Source organism: Streptomyces sp. R28 (assembly GCF_041052385.1).
Lineage (GTDB): Bacteria > Actinomycetota > Actinomycetes > Streptomycetales > Streptomycetaceae > Streptomyces.
In genome coordinates this window covers 2,021,847-2,048,383 of sequence record NZ_CP163439.1, presented here as the reverse complement: position 1 = coordinate 2,048,383, position 26,537 = coordinate 2,021,847, and the positions used below count along the sequence as shown (strand labels likewise).

Sequence of the window (26,537 nt, the reverse complement as noted above, 5' to 3'; positions counted from 1 at the left end):
AGAGAGCAACTGTGGACGACAAGCGAAAGCTGCTGCTGAGCCTGCTGGCCGGGGCCTCAGCCCCGGCCCCGGCGAGCGACGGCGTGGCGATCGTGGGCGTCGCCGGCCGCTACCCGCTGGCCGAGACGCCCGCCGAGCTGTGGGACAACCTGGCCACGGGCCGGCACTGCATCCGCGAGGTGCCCGCCGACCGCTGGGACGCCGACGCCCACCACGACCCGGCGGGCGTGCGCGGCAGCTACAGCAAGTGGGCCGGATTCATCGACGACGTCGACAAGTTCGACCCGCTCTTCTTCCAGATATCGCCGGCCGACGCCGAGGCGATGGACCCGCAGGAGCGGCTGTTCCTGCAGACCGCCGCAGCCGTCCTGGACGACGCAGGCCACCCGGCGGCCGAGCTGGCCGCCCGGGGCCCGGTCGGTGTCTTCGCCGGCGTCATGAACAACAACTACGAGTGGATGGGCGGCGAGGCCACCGCCCTCGGCGTCCGCACCGACGCGCACTCCAACCACTGGTCGATCGCCAACCGCGTCTCGTACACCTTCGACTTCACCGGCCCGAGCCTCGCCGTCGACACCGCCTGCTCGGCCTCGCTCACCGCGATCCACCTGGCCTGCGAGAGCATCAGGTCGGGGGAGTGCCACACCGCGATCGCCGGCGGCGTCAACCTGATCCTGCACCCCATGCACCTGCGCATGCTGGCCGACCGCGGGATGATCTCGCGCGGTGACCGGCTCAAGAGCTTCGGTGCGGACGCCGACGGGTTCGTCGACGGCGAGGGCGTGGGCGCCGTACTGCTGCGGCCCCTGAAGGACGCGATCGCCGACGGTGACCGCATCCTCGGCGTGATCCGCGGCTCCGCCATCAACGCGGGCGGCAAGACCGGCGGATACACCGTGCCGAGCGCGGCCGCGCAGGCCGAGGTGATCCGCGCCGCCCTGCACCGCGCCCAGGCCGACCCGGCCACCGTCGGCTACGTGGAGGCCCACGGCACCGGCACCCCGCTCGGCGACCCCATCGAGATCGCCGGGCTCGTGGAGGCCTTCGGCGGGCGCATCGACGCGGCCGAGCGGGCCGAGCGGCGGACGGTCGCCGTGGGCTCGGTGAAGTCCAACATCGGCCACCTGGAGTCGGCGGCCGGTGTCGCGGGCCTGACCAAGGTGCTGTTCCAGCTGCGCCACCGCACGCTGGCGCCCTCGCTGAACTCCGCCCGGCGCAACCCCGGCATCGACTTCACCACCACGCCCTTCGAGGTGCAGCAGACCCTCCAGCCCTGGGTGTCCGCGGGGGACGACGGCGACCTGCCGCTGCGCGCGGTCGTCAGCTCCTTCGGCGGGGGCGGCGCCAACGCCTGCCTGGTCGTGGAGGAGTACCGCACACCACCGGCCGAGCAGGTCGCCCCCGACACCGACCAGCTCCTCGTCCTGTCCGCCAAGAGCGAGGACCGGCTGCGCGCGTACGCCGCCGACCTCGCCGCGTTCCTGCGCGGCGCCACGGCCACGGAACCGGTGGGCGCCGGCCGGGACGCCCTGGGCGACGCCCAGCGGCGGTGCCTGCGCCTGGCCGCCGAAACCGTCGGCGTGGCCCCCGAGTTCCTCGACCTCGGCACCGACCTCGCCGACTGCGGCTTCGGCGTCCCCGAACGCGCCCGCCTGGAGGCGGCGCTGACGGCCGAGCTGGACGGCACCCTGCCCGCGGCGGTGACCACGGCGCGGACGCTGGGCGCGATGGCGCGGGCGATCGCCGGAACCGCAGGCGCCGACGGACCGATCGGCGACGCCTCGGACGCCTCGGACGCCTCGGACGCCTCGGAGGCACCGGATGCGTCGGGCCCAGCCGACACAGAGTCCGGCGCCGGTGTGCGGGCAGCCACCCGCCCGGCCGAAGACCCCCTCCGCCTCGCCGACGTCGCCCACACCCTCCAGTCCGGCCGTACCTCCCACGAGTTCCGGCTGGCCGTGGCCGTCGGTTCGGTGGCCGAGTCGGCCGCGCTGCTGGAGGCGTACGCCAAGGGAGCGGCCGACCCCCGGATCGGCACCGGCCGGGCCACCCGGGCACGGGTCGTCCTCACCGGCGCCGAGGCCGACGCCCTTCAGGCGGCCCTGGCCCGGCGGGACCTGGTCGCGGTGGCCGAGCACTGGCTGGCCGGCGCCGACGTCGACTGGTCCCGTGTCACCCCCGCCGCGGCCCGCCGGACCGAGCTGCCGACGTACCCCTTCGCCCGCAAGCGCTACTGGATCCCCGAGCCCCCGGCCCGTACCGCCCCCGCACGGCCGGCCGGGCACGACGACCCCTCCGCGGAGCAACTCCCGGACTTCTACCGGCCCCTGTGGGTACGCGAGGACGCACCCGCTCCCGGACCCGCCCCGCACGTGGGCCGCGTCGTCGCCCTGGTGACCGAGGCCTCCGCCTGGCTCGCCGACGCGATCTCGGCCCGCATCCCCGAGAGCCGTCTCGAGCCGGTCCGTATCGACGAACTTCCCCCGTCCGCCTGGCTGGAGCGGACCGACGGCGCCGACCTGGTGCTCCACCTCGGCGGCGTCGGCACCGGCGTCGCCGAGGGCCTGGGCGCCGACCGGGCCGCCGAGCAGCTGCGCACCGGCTCCCTCTCCCTGTTCCACCTGGTCCGCTCGACCAGCGCCGCGCGCGTCGTCGTGGTCACCAGCGACGTCCACCCGGTCGCGGGCACCGCCGCCGCCAACCCCTTCGCCGCGGGCATGCACGGCCTGCTCCAGGTGGTGGCCAAGGAACGCCCCGAACTCCGGGTCGGCGCCCTCGACTTCGCCTCGGCCGAACTCACGGGCGAGGAAGCGACCGCCACCCTGGCCGACGCGATCCTGGCCGCGCCCGCCGACGCCACCGGCCGTACCGTGGCCCTGCGCGGCGGGGCCCGCTACGTCCGCCGTCTCGGCCGCGTCACCCTGCCCGAGCCCGGCCCCGTCTTCCGGGACGAAGGCGTCTACCTGCTCATCGGCGGCACCGGCGGCATCGCCCAGGAACTCAGCCGCCACCTCGCCGAACGCCACCGGGCCCGGCTGGTGTGGTTCAGCCGCGGCGACCTCGGCGCCGAACAGCGCGCCGCCGCCGAGGAGATCCGCGCCCTCGGCGGAGACATCGCCCACGTCCGCGGCGACGCCTGCGCCACCGCCGACCTCGCCGCCGCCGTCGCCGAGGCGCACCGCCGCTTCGGCGCCCTGCACGGGGTCGTGCACGCCGCGATGGTGTTCGACAACCATGCCCTCGCCGATCTCGACGAGGAGACCTTCAGCGCCGCGACCCGCGTCAAGACCGAGGGCGCCGCCGCGCTCGCCGCCGCCGTCGACGGCCAGGACCTCGACTTCCTGGTCTACTTCTCCTCCGCCGGCTCCTTCGGCAGCTTCGCCGGCAACGGCGCCTACATCTGCGCCTCCGCCACCGAGGACGCCTACGCCCTGTTCCTGCGCGACCGGCTGCCGTATCCGGTGACCGTCGTCAACCAGGGCTACTGGGGCATGGTCGGCTCCGGCGCCCAGCCCGGCCTCGCCGACATCTTCGCCGGGCTCGGCATCCAGGGCTTCAGCGCCACCGCGGGCATCGCCGCCGTCCACCGCATCCTCGGCAGCGGGCTGCCGCAGGTCATGCCGATCCGCGCCGGGCGCCGGGCCCTGGAGGCCATGGGCCACGACCCGGCCCTGGACGGCGAGGTCCTCGGCGGCGGCCACCCGGCCGCCCTGGCCGCCGCGGCCGGACAGCTCGGAACCGGTACCGCCGCCGACCCGGCCGCCCGCCGCGTCCTCGCCGGATACGAGGAGCTGGAGGCCGTCTCCGCACCCATGCTGCTCGGCGTCTACCAGCGCATGGGAGCCTTCCGGCGCTCCGGCGAACGGCACGGCGCCGAGGAGCTGCGCGGCCGCCTCGGCATCCTCGACCGCTTCCGGCGGCTGCACGAGGCACTGCTCAACATCCTGGCCGGCGCCGGATTCCTGACCCGCGACGGCGACCTGGTCAGCACCACCCCGGCGGTCGACGGAGTCGACGCGGACGAGCACTCCGCCCGCTGGGAGGCGGAGTTCGACCGGATCGCGGCGGCCTACCCGGACATCGAGCCGACGGTCACCCTCAACCGCCTGTTCCTCCAGGCGTACCCGCGCATCCTGCGCGGCGAGGTGGGCGCCACCGAGATCATGTTCCCCGGCTCCTCGATGAAGCTGGTGCAGAACTTCTACAAGGGCAACCCGCTCACCGACTCCTTCAACCTCCTGGTCCGCGACACGGTCCGGCACTTCCTGGACCTGCGCCTGCCGCAGCTGCCCCAAGGCCGCACGGTCGAGGTCGTGGAACTGGGCGCCGGCACCGGCGCCACCAGCGAACGGGTGCTGCCCGCGCTGGCCGCGCACCCGGGACGCGTCGGGTACACCTTCACCGACATCTCGCCGCGCTTCCTGGAGCACGGCCGCGAACGCTTCGCCGAACGCTACGACTTCGCCCGCTTCCAGGTGCTCAACCTCGAACGCGGCCTGACGGAGCAGGGGTTCGAGCCCGCGTGCGCCGACCTCGTCGTCGCCACCAACGTCGTGCACGCCACCAGCGACCTGCGGGCCACCCTGCGCAAGGCCAAGGCGCTGCTGCGGCCCGGCGGCTGGCTGGTCCTCAACGAACTGACCTCCGTGCGGCCGCTGCTGACCATCGGCGGCGGTGTCCTGGAGGGCTGGTGGGCCTTCGGGGACGGCCACCTGCGCATGCCCGACTCCCCGCTCGCCTCCCCGCAGGGCTGGACCCGGCTGCTGCACGAGGAGGGATACGCCCCGGTCCACGCGCTGGGCGCCGGCGACCCGGCGCTGGGCCAGACCGTCCTGGTGGCGGAGAGCGACGGGGTCCTGCTGAGCGCGGCCGCACCCACGGCAGGCCCGGCCACGGCATCCGCATCCGCATCAGCCTCCGGCTCCGCGGGCGCGACCACCTCCACCGACGCCCTCACCGAGCGTCTGCGCGACCTCGTCGAGCGGGTCCTCAAGCTGGACGAGCGCATCGACCCCGACCGCCCGCTGGCCGACTACGGCTTCGACTCGCTCAGCGGCATGAAGATCGTCGCCGCCGTGGACGAGGAGTTCGGTGTCGCCGTACCGCTCGGCGACTTCTTCGAGCAGCCGACCCTGCGCGAGCTGACCGCCCACCTGGCCGCCAACCAACTCGCCGGGGTGGCGGCCGGACCCGCCCTGCCCGAAGCGCCCAACACACCTGTCCCGGTCACCGCCCCGGCCGTCAAGCCCGCCGTCTCCGCGGCCACCGACGCCGCGGCCCGCGTCCTGCGCCCGCGCACCGACGGTGAGGAGAGCCGCCACCCCCTGTCCGAGGGCCAGCGCGCCCTGTGGGTGATCGAGCAGATCGCGCCCGGTACCTACGCCTACAACCTGCCCCTCGCCCTCTGGCTCGACCGCGACCTCGACGTGCTCGCCCTGCGGGCCGTGCTGCAGGACCTGGTGGACCGGCACGCCGAGCTGCGGGCCACCGTCCACGCCGGCGACGAGGGGCCGTACGCGCGGATCGCGACCGAGCCCGAACTCCCCTTCCAGCAGGTCTTCCTGACCGCCAGAAGCGACGCCGAGCTGCGCGACCGGATGCGCGCCGACCTGCGCCGCCCCTTCGAGCTCGCCGTCGGCCCCCTCGTCCGCGCCACCCTCTACACCCTGGGTGACGGCCGCAACGCGCTGCTGCTGACCTTCCACCACCTGGTCTTCGACGGCGTCTCCATCGCCCTGCTCCTGCGCGAGCTGGAACGCGGCTACCGCGCCCTCCTCGCGGGCCGTGCGCTCCCCGCCGAGCACCCCGCCCGCAGCTACGCCGACTTCGCCGCCTGGCAGCGCGAGCTGCTCGCCGGTGCCGAGGGCCGGCGGCTGCGCGCGTACTGGACCGAACGGCTGGGCGGGCGCAGGACCACCGTGCCGCTGCCGCTGGACCGGCCCCGCCCGGCCGTGCCCGGCTTCCACGGGGCGAGCCTGGACGGGCACATACCCGCCTCGGTCGCCGACCGGGCCCGCGCGCTCGCCGGCGCCGAGCAGACGTCCCTGTTCGGGGTCGTCCTCGCCGCCTGGTTCACGCTGCTGCACCGCTACAGCGACCAGGCCGACATCGCCGTCGGCACGCCGACCGCCGGACGCCCGGCGAGCGGCTTCGACGACACGCTCGGCTACTTCATGAACATGGTGGTGCTGGCCGAACGCGTCGACGGCGCCGAGGAGTTCCGCGCCCTGCTCCGCCGCGTCCACCGCACCGTGCTGGACGCCCTGGAACACAGCGCGTACCCGCTGATCACCCTGGCCGACGACCTCCGCCGCGCGGACCCCGAGGCCGGCGCCCCCTTCAACGTCGCCTTCTACTTCCAGAACTGGACCCGCACCGCCCGCCGCGACGCCTCCGGCGACGCCGTGGTGCTCGGCCCCGTCGAGGGAGTGCACCAGGAGGGCGAGTTCGACCTGACCCTGGAGGTCGTCGAGCAGGAGCAGGGCTGCCGCTACACGCTCAAGTACGACCCCGCCCTCTTCGACGAGGACACGGTGGCCCGTCTCGGCGCCCACTTCACCACCCTCCTCGCCGCCGCCGTCGAAGGGCCCGGCACCCCGGTGGCCGACCTGGAGCTGCTCACCGCCGACGAGCGGGCCCGGCTCACCCCGCCCGCCCCCGCCGACTACCCGGCCGACACCCTGGTCTGGGAACTGGTACGACGGCAGGCCGAGGCCCGGCCCGACGCGGTCGCGGTCCGCCACGCGAGCACCGAGCTGACGTACCGCACGCTCGTGGAGCGCGTGGACGCCCTCGCCGCCCGGCTCACCGCCGCCGGAGCGGGCCGCGGCCGGACCGTCGGCGTGCTGCTCCCGCGCGACCAGGACCTGCCGGTGGCGCTCCTCGCCGTCCAGGCCGCCGGCGCCGCCTACGTACCGCTCGACCCCGCCTACCCGCAGGACCGGCTCGCCTACATGGCCGAGGACGCCGGGCTGCACCTGCTGCTCACCCACTCCACCTCCGGCGTCGGCCCCGCGGCTGTGCCCCGGCTGGTCGTCGACACCTCCGAGCAGCCGCCCGCCCTGCCCTCGCCCGGCCCGGCCGGCCCGTCCGACGCCGCGTACGTCATCTACACCTCCGGCTCCACCGGCCGTCCCAAGGGCGTCCGGGTGCCGCACCGCGCGCTGACCAACTTCCTGTGGTCGATGGCCCGCGAGCCCGGCTTCGGCCCCAACGACACCCTGCTGGCCCTCACCACCGTCTGCTTCGACATCTCCGGCCTGGAGCTGTACCTGCCGCTGGTCACCGGCGGCACGGTGGAGGTGCTCGCCGCCGAGGACGCCCGCGACGGGCTGCGGCTGCGCGAGGCCGTCGAGCGGGCCCGCCCCACCGTCATGCAGGCCACCCCGGCCACCTGGAGCATGCTGCTGGCCGCCGGCTGGCAGGGCGACCCCGCGCTGAAGGTGCTGTGCGGGGGCGAGGCACTGCCCGCCGACCTGGCCGAGGCGCTCCTCGCGGCGGGCGGGCAGGTGTGGAACCTCTACGGCCCCACCGAGACCACCATCTGGTCGGCGGCGAGCCGCCTCACCCCGGGCGGCCGGGTCACCCTGGGCGCCCCGATCGCCAACACCGCGCTCCACGTCCTCGACAGCGCCCGCAGGCCCGTCCCCACCGCCGTCGCCGGGGAGTTGTACATCGGCGGCGACGGCGTGGCCGACGGCTACCTCGGCCGCCCCGAACTGACCGCCGAGCGCTTCCTGCCCGACCCGTTCGCGGCGCGCGCCGAGGCCCGCATGTACCGCACGGGCGACCTCGTACGACGGCTCGCCGACGGCACCATCGAGTACCTCGGCCGGCTCGACTCCCAGGTCAAGGTGCGCGGTTACCGCGTCGAGCTGGAGGAGATCGAGGCGACCCTGCGCCGGCTCGACGGCGTCCGCGAGGCCGTCGTCGTGGCGCGTGGACAGGCAGCGGGCTCGCACACCCTGCTCGCCTGCTACGTCCTGGAGGACGGCGCGGCCGAGCCGGACCGGGAGAGGCTGGCGGCCTGGCTGCCGGACCACATGGTGCCCGACGCCCTGGTCCGGGTGAGCGACTTGCCGCGCACCCTGAACGGGAAGACCGACCGCACCACGCTGGCCGCGCTGCCCCTGGCCGACCTGCGCGCCCGCTTCGGCGCCGGATCCCCGGCCGCGGCCCGCACCACCGCCCCGGCAGGGGCCGCCGGCGGCCGCACGCAGGCCCTCGTCGCCGAGCTGGCCCGTATGGTCGCCACCCTCGTGGACCTGAGCCCCGAGGACATCGGCGCGCACACGCCGCTCGGCGAGACCGGCATGAACTCCGTGAGCTTCACCGCCCTCAGCGCCGAACTGCGCAAGGCGTACGGCATCACCGAGTACCCGACCCTCTTCTACCGCCGCGGCACCCTGCACGCGCTCGCCGAGCACCTGTGGGAGCACCACGAGGCCGCGCTGACGGCCCACTTCGGGACGGCCCACTTCGGGACGGCCCACTTCGGGACGGCCCCGCAGGCACCCGGCACCGAACAGGCCGCGCCGGCCGAGTCCGGGGTTTCGGCGGTCCCCGACGGGGCCGGGGCTTCCGGGGCCTCCGCCGGGTCCGGGACACCGGCGGCCCCCGCCGGCCGCGAGGTCGCCGTCATCGGCATGGCGGGGCGCCTGCCCGGCTCCGTGGACCTCAGGGAGTTCTGGGACCACCTCGCCGCCGGCGACGACCTGGTCGGCGAGATCCCCGCCGACCGCTGGGACTGGCGCGACCACCCGGGCTCCCGCTCCCGCTGGGGCGGCTTCGCCCCGGACGTGGACCGGTTCGACGCCGCGTTCTTCGGCATCTCGCCCCGAGAGGCCGAACTGATGGACCCGCAGCAGCGGTTGCTGCTCGAGACCGTCTGGCAGGCCGTCGAGGACGCCGGCTACCGCCCCTCCGAGCTGGCCGGGAAGCGGGTCGGCGTGTTCATCGCCGTCACCAACTCCGACTACCACGAGGTGCAGCGGGCCGCCGGACGCGCCACCGAGGGCCACACCCTCACCGGCGCCGCCCTGTCGATCGTCCCGAACCGGGTGTCGTACCTGCTCGACCTGCGCGGTCCCAGCATCGCCGTCGACACCGCCTGCTCCGGCTCCCTCACCGCCGTCCACCAGGCCTGCGCCGCCCTGCGCGACGGCACCTGCGACCTGGCCATCGCGGGCGGCGTCAGCCTCATGCTGGCCCCGGGCGTCTACGAGGCGCTCAGCCAGGGCGAGATGCTCAGCCCCGACGGCCGCTGCAAGGCCTTCGACAGCCGCGCCGACGGCTATGTGCGCGGCGAGGGCGCGGGCGTCGTCCTGCTCAAGCCGAACGAGCGGGCCGAGCACGACGGCGACGCCGTACACGCCGTGATCAAGGCCGCCGCCCTCAACCACGGCGGCCGGACCACCTCGCTCACCGCCCCCAACCCCGACGCCCAGGCCGATCTGCTGGTCGAGGCCTACCAGGCCGCCGGCGTCCACCCGGACACCGTCGGCTACATCGAGGCGCACGGCACCGGCACTGCCCTGGGCGACCCGATCGAGACCACCGGTCTGAGCTCCGCCTTCCGGCGGCTGCGGGCACAGGAAGGCACGCCCGGCGGGTCCGCCCCGTGCGCCATCGGCTCGGTCAAGACGAACATCGGCCACCTGGAGGCCGCCGCCGGTATCGCCGGACTGTTCAAGGTGGTCCTGTCGATGCGGCACGGCACCGTCCCGGCCAGCCTGCACTTCCGCGAGCAGAACCCCTACCTGGAACTCGACGGCGGCCCCTTCGAGGTCGCCGCCACCGCCCGTCCCTGGCCGCGTCCCCAGGACGCCCACGGAGCCGAGCTGCCGCGCCGCGGCGGCGTCAGCTCCTTCGGCTTCGGCGGGGCGGGCGCGCACATCGTGCTGGAGGAACCGCCCATGCCCGACACCCGCGACGAGCCCGCGGCCCAGCAGGTCTTCGTGCTCTCGGCCCGCGACGGAGAGGCGCTCAGGCGCTCCGCCGAACGGCTCGCCGACCACCTCGGACGGCAGGACGTCCCGGCCGCGGACCTCGCCCACACCCTGCAGACGGGCCGGGAACCGATGCCGCACCGGCTCGCCTTGGTCGCCGACGGCACCGCGTCCCTGCGCGCCGAGCTCACCGCGTACCTGGCCGGACGCCCCTCCGCCGTACGCACCGCCCACGTGACGGAACCGCGGACGGGCCGGCCCGGCTCCCCGGACGGGCGTGACCTCCACGCCCTCGCCGACGCCTGGCTGCACGGCACCGACGTCGACTGGCGGACCCTGCACGAGGGCGCCGCCCGGCGCCGCGTCCACCTGCCCGCCTACCCGTTCGCCGGTCCCCGGCACTGGGTCACCGCCGGCGAGCGCCCCGCAGAGCCCGGCCCCCGTCTGCACCCCACCCTCCTGGACGCCAACGTCTCCACCTTCGGCGAGCAGCGGTTCGCCAAGACGCTGACGGGCGAGGAGTTCTTCCTGCGCGACCACGTCGTCGGCGGCGACCTGGTGCTGCCTGGGGTGGCCTATCTGGAGATGGGCCGCCTGGCGGGCGAACTCGCCGCCGGGGGAGTCCCGGTGCGCGGCGTCGACGACCTGGTGTGGGCGGCGCCGGTCCGGCTCGCCTCCGGCCAGACCGGGCACTCGCTGCTGGTCCGCGTCACCGGCGACCGCTCCCGCGCCGCGTTCGAGGTGCGCGGCACCGCCGAGGACGCGCCGGTGCACGCCGGCGGCACCCTGCGGTTCGACGACCCCGGTTCCCGGCCCGCCCCCATCGCCCCGGCGGACGTACGTGCCCGCTGCACTCGCGTTCAGGCGGGGTCCGACTGCTACGACGCCTTCGTCCGGCTCGGCTTCGCCTACGGGCCCGCGTTCCGGGTGATCGAGGAGATCGCCGAGGGCCCCGGGGAGGCGCTGGCGACGCTGCGCCTGCCGGAGCCGCAGCGCGCGGACGCCGGTGCGTACGCCTTCCACCCCTCGCTGCTGGACGCCGCCCTGCAGACCGCGGGCCGGCTCGTCCCCGGCGCCGGGGACCCGGCGGGCCCGGCACCCTACCTGCCGTTCTCCCTGGGCTCGGTCCGGCTGTACGCCCCGCTGCCCGAGCGGGGTTACGCGTACGCCACCCCGGCCCGGCGCCCCGGCCCGGCGGGCTCCCTCTCCTTCGACGTCGCCCTGCTCGACGAGAACGGGCAGGTGGCCGCCGCGCTGGAGTCCTTCACCCTGAGGGCGCTGCGCCCGGCGGACGCCACGCGAGCGACGGACACCGCACCCGCGCCCGGGACGCAGGCCGTGTCCGCCGTCGACGTCGTCCACGCCTTCGAGCCGGCCTGGGAGGCCGCGCCCGCTGCGCACGGCCAACTCCCCTCCGCCGCACGGGTCCTGCTGCTGGACCCTGCCTCCGCCGACGCCACCGACGTGGCCGTCGCCCTCACGGCGACGGGCGCCGATGTCCGCCGCATCCCGCTCGGCACCGGCTTCGACGCCGAGGCCGCCGTGCGCGCCGCCGGAGCCGGACCCGTCCACGTCGTCCACCTGGCCGGACCCGACCGCACCGCCAACGACTCCGTGGAGCACGGCTTCCACGCGGCCCTGGCCTTCCTGCGGGCCTGGCAGCGCGAGCGCCGCGACGCGCTGCGCTACCTGTACGTCCACCCCGAGCAGGCCCCGTCGCCCGCCCAGCCGGCGATGGCCGCCTTCGCCCGCACCGTGCGCCTGGAGCAACCGTCGGTCGCCCTCGGCGTCCTGGCCGTCGCCCCGGGCCGCCCGCTCGCCGAGGCCGTCGTCGCCGAACTCGGCGCGGACGGCGGCCCCGAGGTGCGCACGGACGAGGAGGGCCGGGCCCGCCGCGCCTGGCGGCAGGTGAGCCTCCCGGCCGCGCCGGGCGCCGCGTTCACCGGTGCCGGCGCGCACATCGTCACCGGCGGCACCGGCGCCCTGGGCCTGCTCGTCGCCGAGCACATCGCCGCCGCGCGGCGGGCCGCCGGTGTCACCGGCGGCGGCATCGTGCTCGCCGCGCGCACCGCCCCCGACCCCGAGACCCGGGCCCGCGCCGACGCCCTCGGCGCCCGGGTGGTGCTCGCCGACATCACCGACCCGGCCGCCGTACGCGACCTGGTGGCCGAGGCCCGCCGGGCGCACGGCTCGGTCAGCGGCGTCGTGCACGCGGCCGGCGTCCTCAGGGACGGGCTCATACGCACCAAGCGGCGCGAGGACGCGGACGCCGTCCTCGCCGCCAAGGTGCACGGCACCGTGCTGCTCGACGAGGCGACGGCGGACGAACCGCTGGACTACTTCGTCGCGCTCTCCTCGGCGGCCGCGGCCTTCGGCAACGCCGGCCAGAGCGACTACGCCTTCGCCAACGCCTTCCTCGACCACTTCGCCGACGAGCGCGAGCGGCGCCGCCGGGAAGGCGCCCGGCACGGCCGCACCCTCGCGGCCGCCTGGCCGCTCTGGGCCGACGGCGGGATGCGCCTCGACGCCGACGCCGAGGCCCACATGGAGCGGGTGCTCGGCATGCGCCCGCTGCGCACCGCCCCCGCCCTGCGGGCCCTGGACCGCGCCCTCGCCCACACCGCGCCGCGCCTGCTCCTGGCCGCCGGCGACCCCGACCGCATCCTCCAGGCCCTCGAAGGCGCCGCGCCGCGCAAGGACGAGTCCGGCACCGCCGCGCCCGGAGCGCACGAGCGCGCCGAGGAACTGGTCCTGCGGCTGCTCGCCGAGGAGCTGAAGCTGCCCGAGGCGGAGATCGCCGTGGCCGAACCCTTCGACCGGTACGGCGTGGACTCGCTCATCACCATGAGCCTCATCCGCCGCCTGGAGGAACGCGTCGGCCCGCTGTCGAAGACCCTGCTCTTCGAGTACGTGACCGTACGCGACCTCGCCGGCCACCTGGCAGGGGCCCACCCCGGCGCGTTCCCGGCCCCCGCCCCGGAGACCACGGCCCCGGAGACCACGGCCCCGGAGACCACGGCCCCGGAGACCACGGCCCCGGACACCACGGCCCCGGACACCACAGCTCCCGCGGCGACCGTGCTCCCGACGAAGCCCGCCGAGCCGGCCGCGCCCGCCCCGCAGGACGACGCCATCGCCATCATCGGCGTCGCGGGACGCTACCCCCAGGCCGACGACGTCGCCGAGTTCTGGCGCAACCTGCGCGCCGGCCGGGACAGCGTCGAGGAGATCCCCGCCGACCGCTGGGACCACGGCCTGTTCTACGACCCGGACAAGTCCGCCACGGGCAAGACCTACGGCAAGTGGGGCGGCTTCGTACCCGGCGCCGACCGCTTCGACCCGCTGTTCTTCCGGATGTCGCAGATCGAGGCGGAGCACACCGACCCGCAGGAGCGGGTGTTCCTGGAGACCGTCTGGCATCTGCTGGAGGACGCGGGCTACACCCGCGAGCAGATGCGCGGCGCCCGCACCGGCGTGTTCGTCGGCATGATGTACGGCCACTACCAGCTGTACGGCGTCCAGGAGGCGCTGCGCGGCGAAGGCTTCGCGACCTCCTCGTCGTACGCCTCGGTGGCCAACCGGGTGTCGTACTTCTTCGACTTCGCGGGCCCCAGCGTCGGCCTGGACACCATGTGCTCCTCGTCGCTGGTCACCATCCACCAGGCCTGCCTCGCCATCCGCAACGGCGACTGCGACGTCGCCGTGGCCGGCGGGGTCAACATCTCCAGCCACCCGGTGAAGTTCCTCCAGCTCGCCCAACGCGGCTTCCTCGCCGAGGACGGGCGCTGCCGCAGCTTCGGCGAGGGCGGCACCGGGTACGTGCCCGCCGAGGGCTCGGGCGCCGTCCTGCTCAAGCGCCTGGACGCGGCCCTCGCCGACGGCGACCGGATCCTCGCCGTGGTCAAGGCCTCCGCCGTCAACCACGGCGGCGCGGGCGCGGGTTACAGCGTCCCCAACCCCAAGGCCCAGGGCGAGCTCGTGCGTACGGCGCTGGAGCGGGCCGGGCTCGCGCCCGCCGACCTCGACTACCTGGAGGCGCACGGCACCGGCACCGCCCTCGGCGACCCGGTGGAGATCACCGGCATGCTGCGGGCCTTCGGCGACGAGCCGCCCGAGCGGCTGCCCATCGGCTCGGTCAAGTCCAACATCGGGCACGCCGAGTCGGCCGCCGGCATCGCCGCGATCACCAAGGTGCTGCTCCAGATGCGGCACGGCGAGCTGGCGCCGTCCCTGCACGCGGACCGCCTCAACCCGAACATCGACTTCACGGCGACCCCGTTCGAGGTCCAGCGTGAGCGGGCGCCCTGGCCCCGCCGCGTCCTGTCGGACGGCAGGGTACGGCCGAGGACGGCGGGCGTGAGCTCCTTCGGCGCGGGCGGCACGAACGCCCACATCATCCTGCAGGAGTACGTCGGCGACGGCGACGGCGCCGGTTCCGGGGCCGTTCCGGCCGGTCCCCAGCTGGCCGTGCTCTCCGCGCGGGACGCCGGCCGGCTGGCAGCGCAGGCCCGGCGGCTCGCCGGCCACCTGCGCGCCGAGGACACCGCCACCCCGGCGCAGGTCGCCTGGACCCTGCAGACGGGCCGCGAGGCGATGGCCCACCGGCTGGCCGTGCACTTCCACGACCTGCCCGAACTGTGCGACCGCCTCGACGAGTTCGCCGCTGGCGGCACCCCGGCCGGCAGCTGGACCGGCGTGGTCGACCCGCGCAGGCCCGTAGCGGGTGAGCGGCTCCCCGCCGACCCCGCCGCGTACGCCACCGCCTGGACCGGCGGACAGCAGGTCGACTGGCCCGCCCTGCACCCCGGCGGCAGGCCCGCCCGGGTGGCGCTGCCCGGCTACCCCTTCGACGGCGACCGGGTCTGGCTGGCCGCGGCCGACGCCGAACTGGCCGCCCTCGGCGCCCGGCGCGACCCCGAGGGGCTGCTGCTGACCCGGCAGTGGCTCCCCGCCCCGCCCGCGCCCCGTACGGCGCCGCCCGCCCTGACCGCCGTACTCGCCGCACCCGGTACCGAGGCGCTGGCCGCCCGGCTCGCGGCGGTGCTGCCGGCCGCCGAGGTGCTCACCGCAGACCGGATCGACGCCGAACTCACCGACGCCGGCACCCGCTGGGACCGCTTCGACGCCGTCGTCGACCTGGCCGGCTGCACCGGCCCCGGACTTCAGCCCACGCACGTCGCGCTGCCCTCCTGGCTGCGCTGGCTCCAGCACCTGGTCGACCTCGGCCGCCGCGACCTGCGCGCCCTGCTCGTCTCGCGTGGCGCGCCCGCCCTCGGCGGAGCGGCCCGGGTGGGCCTGTACCGGATGCTGCAGAGCGAGTACCGCCACGTCCGCTCCCGCCACGTGGAGATCGACCGTGCCGCGACCGACGAGCAGCTGTGCCGCTGGATCGGAGAGGAGCTGTCCGTCGACGGCGAGCCCGCCGAGGTCGCCTACCGCGGGGGAGCGCGTCACCTGGCGACGTTCGCCGAGGCCCCGCGGGCGCAGCGCGCCGAACTCCGCTTCCCGGCGGACCACGTGCTGTGGGTGACCGGCGGCACGCGCGGCCTAGGGCTGCTCACCGCACGCCACTTCGTCGCCCGGCACGGCGTGCGCAAGCTGGTCCTCACCGGCCGCGAGGAGCTGCCGCCGCGCGCCGAGTGGGCCGCGCACATCGCCGAGGACGGCCCGCTGGGCCGCAAGCTGCGCCCGCTGGCCGAACTGGCCGCCCAGGGCGTCGAACTCGAGGCCGTCGCCGTGCCGTTGGACGAGAAGGAGGCGCTCGCCAAGGTTCTCGCCGACGTCAGACTGCGGCTCGGCCCGGTCGGTGGCGTGATCCACAGCGCGGGCTTCACCGACTTCGAGAACCCGGCGTTCGTCCGCAAGCCGCAGACCGGCGTCGCCCGTGTCCTCGCACCGAAGGTGTTCGGCCTGGACGCCTTGCTGGAGTGCTTCCGCGACGAGCCGCTCGGCCTGTTCGTGCTGTACTCGTCGGTCGCCGCCGCCGTTCCCGCCCTCGCGGTCGGCCAGAGCGACTACGCCATGGCCAACGCCTACCTGGACGCGGTGGCCGAGGCCCGCCCGTACGGCCTGCCCCTGGTCAGCGTGCAGTGGCCGAGCTGGAAGGACACCGGCATGGGGGAGGCCCGCAGCGCCGCCTACCAGGCCTCCGGCCTCGCCTCGCTCACCGACGCACAGGGGCTGGCCCTGCTCGACCGCGCGCTGGAGAGCGGTGCCCGGGTCGTGATGCCCGTACTGCCGCGCCCCGACGCCGAGTTCAGTGCCGAGCGGCTGACGGCACGGCGCCTGGGCACCCCGGCCGCCGCACCGGCCGCCGCGCCCACCGCACCGGCCGCCGCGCCCCGACCGGTGGCCGGCGCGGGCGCGGACGTGAGCGCCGCCGTCGAGGCGGTCGCCTCCTGGCTGCTCGACCAGCTCGCGGCGGAACTCCGCTTCGACCGCGCCAAGCTGGCCGGGGACGTCCCGGTCCACGACTACGGCATGGACTCGATCATGGTCTCCCAGCTCGTCCAGACCGTCGCCCAGCGCCTGGACGTCTCGGTCGACCCGTCGGCCCTGCTGGAACACCCGACGGTGGACGGTTTCGCGGCGTATCTCGGCGAGGAACACCGGACGGAACTCCTCGCGGAGTTCGGCGACATGGAGACAGGCGGCACGGAGACCGGCGGCACGGCACCCGAGGCCGAGACTGAGGTACGGCCGGAGTCGGCGGCCCCGGCATCCGTCTGGGCCTTCGACACCCCCTCCGCCCCCTCCGCCCCACCCGCCACCACCGTCCATCAGCAGGGCACCACCTCCGGCGGTACGCCCACCCCGGACCCGCGAGGTGGCGCCATAGCCGTGGTCGGCCTCTCCTGCCGCTTCCCCGACGCCGACTCCGCCGACGCCTACTGGGAGCTGCTGCGCGACGGCCGTACGGCGCTGCGTCCCATCCCGGACTCCCGCTTCGGCCGCTCGCTCGGTTACCACGCCGGGCTGCTGCCGGAGGTGCTGCGGTTCGCGCCCGAGCGGTTCCTGCTGTCCGAGGCCGACGTGAAGGCGATGGACCCGCAGGCCCTGCTCCTGCTTGAGGAGGTCGACAGGGCCGTGCACCACGCCGGTCACCGCCCGGCGGACCTCAGGGGCCGCAGGGTCGGCGTGTACGTCGGCGGCCGGGCCACCCACACCCCCGACCCGGCGGACCTGGAGCGGGCCAAGAACCCGGTCGTGGTCACCGGCCAGAACTACCTCGCGGCCAACATCTCCCAGTTCTTCGACTTCCAGGGCCCGAGCCTGGTGGTGGACACCGCCTGTTCCTCCGCCCTGGTGGCGATGGACATGGCCGTACAGGCACTGCGCACGGGTTCCGTCGAGTCGGCAGTCGTCGCCGGTGTGAGCCTGCTCGCGGACGACCGGGCGCACCGGGTGTTCGGGCAGCGCGGGCTGCTCAACCCCGGCCCGGAGTTCCACGCGTTCGACGGCCGGGCGGCCGGCCTGGTGCTCGGCGAGGGCGTCGGCGTCGTCGTCCTCAAGCCGCTGGCCCGGGCCCAGGCGGACGGTGACCGGGTGCTCGCCGTACTGGAGGGCATCGCGATCAACAACGACGGCCGCACCGCCGGACCCGCCACCCCCAACCTGCGGGCCCAGAAGGACGTGATGGCCGAGGCGCTGGCGCTCAGCGGCCGCGCGCCGCAGGACGTCGGCTGGGTGGAGACCAACGCCTCCGGCTCGACCGTCACCGACCTGCTCGAACTGAAGGCGATCGAGGGTGTCTACGGCGCCGGCCCGGCCCGTTCGGCGCGGCTCGCGCTCGGGTCGGTGAAGCCGAACATCGGTCATCCGCTGGCCGCGGAGGGCATCGCCGCGTTCATCAAGGTCGTCCTGATGCTGCACCACCGCCAGCAGGTGCCGTTCCGTTCCGGACAGCAGCCCCTGCCGCACTTCGACGTGGACGCCTCCGCGATGTACTTCCCGAGAGAGCTCCGCCCGTGGCCCGCGGGCGCGGACCGGGCCGCGCTCAACTGCTTCGCCGACGGCGGCACCAACGCGCACCTGCTGCTCGCCCCGGCCCCGGCGGACCACCGCGCCGCCCGGGTACCGCTGCCGCAGCCCCCGTCGGAGCGCACGGTCGTCATCCGGGGCACCGCCTCCGAGGCGCCCGAGGCACCTGCCCGGTCGGCGGCGGCCGACCTGTTCTGGGACACGTACCGATGAGCGCGGCCAACGGGACGCCCGCGATGACCGAGACGCCCACCGGGCGCCTGCCCGTGGTCTTCATGTTCTCCGGGCAGGGCTCGCAGTACTACCGCATGGGCGAGGAACTCTTCGAGTCCGACGAGGTGTTCCGCACGGCCCTGCGGCGCTACGACGCTGTCGCCGCCGAGCTGCTGGGCGAGTCGGTCCTCGACCGGATCCTCGACCCGGCCCGGCGCAAGAACGACCCCTTCGTCGACACCCGGCTCACCCACCCGGCGATCGTCATGATCGAACTCGCCCTGGCCGAGACCTTGCGCGCGGCCGGCATCGAGCCGGACTACCTGCTCGGCTCCAGCCTCGGCGAGTACGCGGCCGCGGTCGTCTCCGGCAGCATCGACGCCGAGACGTGCCTGCGGCTGCTCGTCCGGCAGGCGGAGAGCCTGCCGGCGGGCCCGCGCGGCGGGCTGCTCGCGGTCATCACCCGCCCGGACGGCCGGGACCGGATCCCCGCGTTGCCCGGCTGCGAGGTCGCCGCCCGCAACTACCCCGGCCACATCGTGGTCGCGGGCACCGACGCGGATCTGGACCGGGCCGAGGCGGCCCTGCGCGCGGCCGAGGTGCTGCACCAGCGGGTGCCGGTCGAGTACGCCTACCACTCCAGCCTGATGGACGGCGTCCTCGCCGAGTGCCGGGCCGTCTTCGACGGGGTGGCCTTCGCCCCACCGCGCGTCCCCTGGGTGTCGTGCGTGGACGGACGGCTCGTCGAGCGGCCCGGTGCCGACCACTTCTGGCAGGTCGCCCGCAGACCCATCGAGTTCGAGCGGGCCATGGCCGCGATGCGGGCCCGCGGCGACTTCCTCTACCTCGACCTGAGCCCCTCGGGCACCCTGCACAACTTCGTCCGCGGCAACCTCCCGGCGGGTGACCGCTCCCGTTCGCTGCCGCTGCTCAGCCCGTTCGGCCACGACCCACGGGCCCTGGAACAGGCCCGGACGCTCGCGGCACCGCCCTCCTATCCACACCCACATCCACACCCAGATCCGACTCCGGTGACAGCGAAGACGGCAAGGAAGGCACATGGCATGAAGGTCTACGGTTTCCCAGGTCAGGGGTCTCAGCAGCGGGGGATGGGCAAGGAGCTGTTCGCCAGGTACCCGCGGGAGACCGCGATCGCCGACCGCGTGCTCGGCTACTCGATCGAGGAACTGTGCGTCCACGACCCGGAGCGCCGCCTGGGCCGTACCGAGTACACACAGCCGGCGCTCTACGTCGTCAGCGTCCTGACCTATCTCGACCGGCTCACCGAGGACGCCGAGCCGGCCGACTACCTGGTCGGCCACAGCCTCGGCGAGTACGCCGCCCTGTTCGCCGCCGGCGTCTTCGACTTCGAGACCGGGCTGCGCCTGGTGCAGCGGCGCGGCGCCCTGATGGCGGCGGCCGGCGGTGGCGGGATGGCCGCGGTGGTCGGCTGCGACGAGGCGACCGTGCTGCGGGTGCTCGCCGACTCCGGCATCGACGAGCTCGACCTGGCCAACTACAACGCCCCCGACCAGTTCGTGCTGTCCGGTCCGGTCGAGGGTGTCGACGCCGCCCGCGCCGCCTTCGAGTCGGCCGGAGTCCGCGCCGTCCGGCTCAACGTCAGCGCGCCCTTCCACTCCCGCCACATGCGCGACACCGCCGCGGAGTTCGCGCGCTTCCTGGACGGCTTCACCCTGCGGGACCCGGCCGTCCCGGTGCTGGCCAACGTGGACGCGCAGCCGTACGCCCCCGGCGCGGTCAAGGCGACCCTGACCGCGCAGATCGACTCCCCGGTCCGCTGGACCGACACGGTGCGCCGGCTGATGGGCCACGGCGACTTCGAGTTCGTGGAGCTGGGCCCGGGCCGGGTCCTGACCAATCTGGCCGCCAAGATCAGGAAGAACGCGGAGCCGCTTCCCGCGCCGGAAGCGGGGGAACGACTCGCTGAGCCGCTGCCTTCCGTCCAGTCGCCGGCCCCCGTACCACCCGCGGCCTTCGCCGCCCCGACGGCTGACACCCTCGGAGCCGCCACCTTCCGCGAGCGGTACGGCCTGCGGCGCGCGTACCTGCTGGGAGCCCTGTACGGCGGCATCTCGGGCCGCGAGATGCTGGGCGCGGCGGCCAAGGCGGGGCTGCTCGGCTTCCTGGGGACCGGCGGCATGCCCCTCGACGAGGTGGACGGCCTGCTGCGCGACCTGTCCGGGGAACTGGGCCTGGGCGGCTCCTTCGGCGTCAACCTGCTGTACCGGCACGGCGCCCCCGAGGAGGAGTCCGCCCTGGTGGACCTGCTCCTGCGGCACGGCGCCGACCTGGTCGAGGCGTCCGGCTTCCCGCTGATCACCCCGGCCCTGGTCCGGTTCCGCCTCAAGGGCGGCCGGATCATCGCCAAGGTGTCCCGCACGGACGTGGCCGCCGAGTTCCTGGCCCCGCCGCCGGAGCGGCTGGTCGCCCGGCTGTTGGAGACGGGCGAGGTCACCGCCGAGGAGGCCCGCGCGGCGGCCGGCCGGCCGATGGCGGACGATCTGTGCGTGGAGGCCGACGGCGGCTGGCTGAGCAGCACGGCCGACCTGCTCACCCTGCTGCCCGCCGTGCTGCGGCTGCGGGACACGACCGCGACGGGCGGCCACCGGGTGCACGTGGGGTGCGCGGGCGGCATCGGCACGCCCGAGGCCACCGGGGCCGCGTTCCTGCTCGGCGCCGACTTCGTCCTGACCGGCTCGGTCAACCAGTGCTCCGTGGAGGCGGCCACGAGCGCGGAGGTCAAGGACATCCTCCAGGAGGCCCGCGAGTACGACGTGGACACCGCGCCCTGGGGCGAGCTGTTCGATCTCGGCGTCCAGGCCCGCTACCTCAAGCGGGGGCTGTTCTTCCCGGCCCGGGCGTCCCGGCTGCACGAGCTGTGGCGCCGGCATGGCTCGCTCGCCCAGCTGGACGAAGAGACCAGGAGCCAGGTTCTCGACCGGTACCTGGGCGGCGAGGCCCCCGCGCCCGTCGCGGCGGGCAGCACCCCCGAGCAGCAGCTGGCGGCAGTGTTCCGCGGCTACTTCACACGCGGTTTCCGCCTCGCCGTGAGCGGTGACCAGCGCTCCCGGGTGGACTACCTGGTGCACTGCGGCCCCGCGATGGGCGCCTTCAACCAGGTGGTCGCGGACACCGAGCTCCACCCGTGGCGAGCCCGCACGGTGGAGGCGATCGCCGACACCCTGATGGAGGGCGCCGCCATCCACCTCTCCGCACGCCTGCGCAACTTCGGCTGAGTGCGGTGCCGCACACCGCATCCTGAACGAGTGGCGCACTGGTCGCTCCGGGGAACGGAACCAGAAGCCGGTACCGCCGACCGATGCGGTGGTACCGGCTTCCGGTCTGTCCCGCACCCTCAAGATTGCATAAACGTGCATCGATACGTATAGTCATGCCCTCTAGGAGGAGGATTCCATGGCGGTACGTGCGGCAGTGGCCGGAGCGAGCGGATACGCGGGCGGGGAACTGCTGCGTCTGCTCCTGGCGCACCCCGAGGTCGAGATCGGGGCCCTGACCGGCCACTCGAACGCGGGACAGCGGCTCGGTGTGCTCCAACCGCACCTGCTGCCCCTCGCCGACCGCGTGCTCCAGGAGACCACCCCCGAGGTCCTCGCCGGCCATGACGTCGTCTTCCTCGCCCTGCCCCACGGACAGTCCGCCGCCGTCGCCGAGCAGCTCGGCCCGGACGTGCTCGTCGTCGACATGGGAGCCGACTTCCGGCTGGAGGACGCGGCCGACTGGGAGACGTTCTACGGCTCCCCGCACGCCGGCACCTGGCCGTACGGCCTCCCCGAGCTGCCGGGTGGCCGCGCTCGGCTTACGGGGTCCAAGCGCATCGCGGTACCCGGCTGCTACCCGACCGCCGTCTCGCTCGCCCTCTTCCCGGCCTACGCCGCCGGCCTCGCCGAGCCCGAGGCCGTGATCGTCGCCGCGTCCGGCACCTCGGGCGCGGGCAAGGCACTCAAGCCGCATCTGCTGGGCAGCGAGGTCATGGGCTCCATGTCGCCGTACGGCGTCGGCGGCGGCCACCGGCACACGCCCGAGATGATCCAGAACCTCAGCGCGGTGGCGGGCGAGCGGGTCTCCGTCTCCTTCACGCCGACCCTCGCGCCGATGCCCCGCGGCATCCTCGCCACGTGCACCGCGAGCGCGCGCCCCGGCGTCACGGCGGACTCCGTCCGCGCCGCCTACGAGAAGGCGTTCGCCGACGAGCCCTTCGTCCACCTCCTCCCGGAGGGGCAGTGGCCCGCCACGGCGTCCGTCTACGGTTCTAACGCCGTTCAGGTGCAGGTCGCTCACGACGCCGCCGCGAACCGCATCATCGCGATCAGCGCCATCGACAACCTGACCAAGGGCACGGCCGGTGGTGCCGTGCAGAGCATGAACATCGCCCTCGGGTTTCACGAGAACACCGGGCTTTCCACGATCGGAGTCGCACCGTGAGTGTCACGGCAGCAAAGGGATTCACGGCGGCGGGCATCGCCGCCGGGATCAAGGAGAACGGCAACCCGGACCTGGCCCTCGTGGTCAACACCGGGCCCCGCCGATCCGCCGCGGGCGTCTTCACCTCCAACCGCGTCAAGGCCGCGCCGGTGCTGTGGTCCGAGCAGGCCCTGAAGGGCGGTCAGGTCTCCGCGGTCGTCCTCAACTCCGGGGGCGCCAACGCCTGTACGGGCCCCAAGGGCTTCCAGGACACCCACGCGACCGCCGAGAAGGTCGCCGAGGTCCTCGGCCGGGGCGCCATCGAGGTCGCCGTCTGCTCGACCGGCCTCATCGGCGTCCTCCTGCCCATGGAGAAGCTGCTCCCCGGCGTCGAGACCGCCGCCGCCCAGCTCTCCGAGCACGGCGGCGAGAAGGCCGCCATCGCCATCAAGACCACCGACACCGTGCACAAGACCTCCGTCGTGACGAAGGACGGCTGGACGGTCGGCGGGATGGCGAAGGGCGCCGGCATGCTCGCGCCCGGCCTCGCCACCATGCTCGTCGTCCTGACCACCGACGCCGCCCTCGACAGCGACGTCCTGGACAAGGCGCTGCGCGCCGCCACCAAGGTCACCTTCGACCGCGTCGACTCCGACGGCTGCATGTCGACCAACGACACCGTGCTGCTGCTCGCCTCCGGAGCCGCCGAAGTCACCCCGGAGTACGAGGAGTTCGCCGAGGCCGTACGGGCCGTCTGTGACGACCTCGGGCAGCAGCTGATCCGGGACGCCGAGGGCGCCAGCAAGGACATCAAGGTCGAGGTGGTGGGCGCCGCGACCGAGGACGACGCCGTCGAGGTGGGCCGCTCCATCGCCCGCAACAACCTCCTCAAGTGCGCCATCCACGGCGAGGACCCCAACTGGGGCCGCGTCCTCTCCGCGATCGGCACGACGTCCGCCGCCTTCGAGCCGGACCAGCTCAACGTCGCCATCAACGGCGTCTGGGTCTGCAAGAACGGCGGTGTCGGCGAGGACCGCGAGAAGGTCGACATGCGCTACCGCGAGGTGCACATCGTCGCCGACCTCGCGGCGGGCTCCGAGACCGCCACGATCTGGACCAACGACCTCACCGCCGACTACGTCCACGAGAACAGCGCCTACTCGTCATGAGCACTACGCGTAAGCACACCGCGCTCCCCAAGGCCCAGATCCTCATCGAGGCGCTGCCCTGGCTGGTCCGCCACAACGGCAAGACCGTCGTGATCAAGTTCGGCGGCAACGCCATGATCGACGAGGACCTGAAGGCCGCGTTCGCCCAGGACGTCGTGTTCCTGCACCACGCCGGCCTCAAGCCCGTCGTCGTGCACGGCGGCGGCCCGCAGATCAGCGCCGCCCTCGACCAGCACGGCATCGTCAGCGAGTTCAAGGCCGGCCTGCGCGTCACCACCGAGGACGCCATGGACGTCGTACGGATGGTGCTGGCCGGGCAGGTCCAGCGCGAGCTGGTCGGGCTCCTCAACCAGCACGGCCCGCTGGCCATCGGCCTCACCGGCGAGGACGCGCACACCATCACCGCCACCAAGCACCGGCCCGAGATCGACGGCGAGTTGGTCGACATCGGGCGGGTGGGCGAGATCACCGAGATCGACACGGGCGCGATCGAGGCCCTGCTCGCCGACGGCCGCATCCCGGTCGTCTCGTCGATCGCCCGCTCCCAGGACGACGGACATGTCTACAACGTCAATGCTGATACGGCGGCTGCGGCACTCGCTGCTGCTCTGGGCGCCGAAACCCTCATGGTCCTCACGGACGTCGAGGGCCTCTACGAGGACTGGCCCCACTCCGACGAGGTGATCAGCCGCCTCACCGCTTCCCAACTGGAGAAGCTGCTGCCGGAGTTGAGCTCCGGCATGGTGCCGAAGATGGAGGGCTGCCTGCACGCCGTACGCAACGGCGTCACCACCGCCCGCGTCATCGACGGCCGGGTCCAGCACTCGATCCTGCTGGAGATCTTCACCGACGAAGGCATCGGCACGATGGTCGTGCCGGACGCGCAAGAGGGGGATGCCGTATGACGAACAATCAGGAGTTGACCCAGCGGTGGCAGGGCTCGCTGATGAACAACTACGGCACCCCGAGGCTCCCTCTCGTACGCGGTGAGGGCCTCAAGGTCTGGGACGCCGACGGCAAGCAGTACCTCGACTTCGTCGGCGGCATCGCGACGAACGCGCTGGGCCACGCCCACCCCGCGATCGTCGAGGCCGTGAGCACGCAGATCGCGTCCCTCGGCCACATCTCCAACTTCTTCATGGCCGAGCCGACCGTCGCCCTCGCCGAACGGCTGCTCCAGCTCTTCGGGCGGGACGGCAAGGTCTTCTTCTGCAACTCCGGTGCCGAGGCCAACGAGGCCGCGTTCAAGATCGGCCGGCTGACCGGGCGGACCCACGTCGTCGCCACCGAGGGCGGCTTCCACGGCCGCACGATGGGCGCCCTCGCGATGACCGGCCAGGCCGGCAAGCGGGAGCCCTTCCTGCCGCTGCCCGGTGATGTCACCCACGTGCCGTTCGGCGACGCGCAGGCGCTGGCCGCCGCGGTGACCGAGGAGACGGCTCTCGTGATCATCGAGCCGATCCAGGGCGAGCTCGGGGTCGTGGTGCCGCCGGCCGGCTATCTGAAGGCGGCTCGGGCGATCACCGCCGCCAGCGGTGCGCTGCTCGTCCTCGACGAGGTGCAGACCGGCATCGGCCGTACCGGGCACTGGTTCGAGTACCAGGCCCATGACGGCGTGCTGCCCGACGTCGTCACGCTCGCCAAGCAGCTCGGCGGCGGACTGCCGCTGGGCGCGACGGTCGCCTTCGGGCGGGCGGCGGAGCTGCTGCAGCCCGGTCACCACGGGACGACCTTCGGCGGCAACCCGGTCGCGTGTGCCGCGGGACTGGCCGTGCTGGACACCATCGCGAACGACGGATTGCTGGAGAACGTCAAGCAACAGAGCGAGAAGTTGCGGGACGGGATCGAGGCGCTGGGCCACCCGTTGATCGACTGTGTCCGGGGCGCGGGACTGCTCCTGGGTATCGTGCTCACCGAGCCGCTCGCCGCCAAGGTGCAGCAGGTGGCTCAGGACGCCGGTTTCCTGGTGAACGCGCCCGCCCCCGATGTCGTACGGCTCATGCCGCCGCTGAACCTCGGTGACGACGAAGTGGAGGCGCTTCTTCAGGCCCTTCCCGGCGTGCTCGACGTGGCCAACGGGGACGGATGATCCGGGAAATGAGACGACGATGAGTCAGGCGCAGGACCACGAGCACAACGGGGCCGCCGGGCCTGCCGTGCCGCAGACCCGCACCGCACGCCACCGCCGGATCGTGGACATCCTCAACCGGCAACCCGTGCGGTCCCAGAGCCAGTTGGCGAAGCTGCTCGCCGACGACGGGTTGAGCGTGACCCAGGCGACGCTCTCCCGGGACCTGGACGAACTCAACGCGGTGAAGATCCGTAACAACGAGGGCGATCTGATCTACGCGGTGCCCAGTGAGGGGGGTTTCCGGACCCCCCGTGCGCCGCTGGGCGAGTCGGCCAAGGAGGAGCGGATGCGGCGGCTCTCCCAGGAGCTGCTGATCTCCGCGGAGGCTTCCGCGAACCTCGTGGTCCTGCGTACCCCTCCGGGGGCCGCGCAGTTCTTGGCCTCGGCCATTGACCAGGCCGAGCTGCAAGACATTCTCGGCACGATCGCCGGTGACGATACGTTGCTGCTGATCAGCCGGAATCCTACGGGGGGTCAGGCCTTGGCCGATCATCTGTTGCGGTTGGCTCAGAACGGCCACTGAGTGGGGTCGTGGCGGTCCTTTGCCGACTGCGGGTGCGTCGTGGCTGGTCGCTCCCCCACTCTCGGCTTCGCTCGCGCGGGGGGACCCCATCGCGGCGGAGCCGCATATCGATACAGCCCCGCGCCCCTGGG

At 74.2% G+C, this 26,537-nt stretch carries 7 protein-coding genes; all 7 read left to right on the top strand.

The window, feature by feature from the left end; all coding sequences use genetic code 11:
• Positions 1 to 11: 11 nt before the first annotated feature.
• Positions 12 to 18,140, top strand: a complete 18,129-nt coding sequence (locus AB5J49_RS09140) for an amino acid adenylation domain-containing protein (protein WP_369168026.1) — start codon at positions 12 to 14, stop codon at positions 18,138 to 18,140.
• A complete protein-coding gene (gene fabD, locus AB5J49_RS09135; protein WP_369168025.1) occupies positions 18,137 to 21,397 on the top strand; it encodes an ACP S-malonyltransferase in 3,261 nt (1,086 codons plus the stop codon). Before AB5J49_RS09140 ends, fabD begins: the two co-directional genes overlap by 4 nt.
• A 178-nt stretch (positions 21,398 to 21,575) precedes the next feature.
• Positions 21,576 to 22,604 (top strand): N-acetyl-gamma-glutamyl-phosphate reductase, encoded by a 1,029-nt coding sequence (gene argC, locus AB5J49_RS09130; RefSeq protein ID WP_369168023.1) that lies wholly within the window; start codon positions 21,576 to 21,578, stop codon positions 22,602 to 22,604.
• Complete coding sequence (argJ, locus tag AB5J49_RS09125) at positions 22,601 to 23,752, top strand: bifunctional glutamate N-acetyltransferase/amino-acid acetyltransferase ArgJ (protein WP_369168021.1); 1,152 nt, start codon at positions 22,601 to 22,603, stop codon at positions 23,750 to 23,752. Before argC ends, argJ begins: the two co-directional genes overlap by 4 nt.
• Positions 23,749 to 24,657, top strand: coding sequence for an acetylglutamate kinase (argB, locus tag AB5J49_RS09120; RefSeq protein WP_369168020.1), 909 nt, complete (start codon positions 23,749 to 23,751; stop codon positions 24,655 to 24,657). Before argJ ends, argB begins: the two co-directional genes overlap by 4 nt.
• Entirely contained in the window at positions 24,654 to 25,841 is a 1,188-nt protein-coding gene (locus AB5J49_RS09115) for an acetylornithine transaminase (protein WP_369168019.1), read from the top strand. The genes argB and AB5J49_RS09115 overlap by 4 nt, the downstream gene beginning before the upstream one ends.
• Before the next feature lie 19 nt (positions 25,842 to 25,860).
• Complete coding sequence (locus AB5J49_RS09110; protein ID WP_062715470.1) at positions 25,861 to 26,406, top strand: arginine repressor; 546 nt, start codon at positions 25,861 to 25,863, stop codon at positions 26,404 to 26,406.
• Positions 26,407 to 26,537 lie beyond the last annotated feature (131 nt).

Excerpts from the sequence above, each read along its gene's own strand:
- fabD (WP_369168025.1), top strand. The coding sequence starts at position 18,137 with ATGAGCGCGGCCAACGGGACGCCCGCGATGACCGAGACGCCCACCGGG.
- argC (WP_369168023.1), top strand. The coding sequence starts at position 21,576 with ATGGCGGTACGTGCGGCAGTGGCCGGAGCGAGCGGATACGCGGGCGGG.
- argB (WP_369168020.1), top strand. The coding sequence starts at position 23,749 with ATGAGCACTACGCGTAAGCACACCGCGCTCCCCAAGGCCCAGATCCTC.
- AB5J49_RS09115 (WP_369168019.1), top strand. The coding sequence starts at position 24,654 with ATGACGAACAATCAGGAGTTGACCCAGCGGTGGCAGGGCTCGCTGATG.
- AB5J49_RS09110 (WP_062715470.1), top strand. The coding sequence starts at position 25,861 with ATGAGTCAGGCGCAGGACCACGAGCACAACGGGGCCGCCGGGCCTGCC.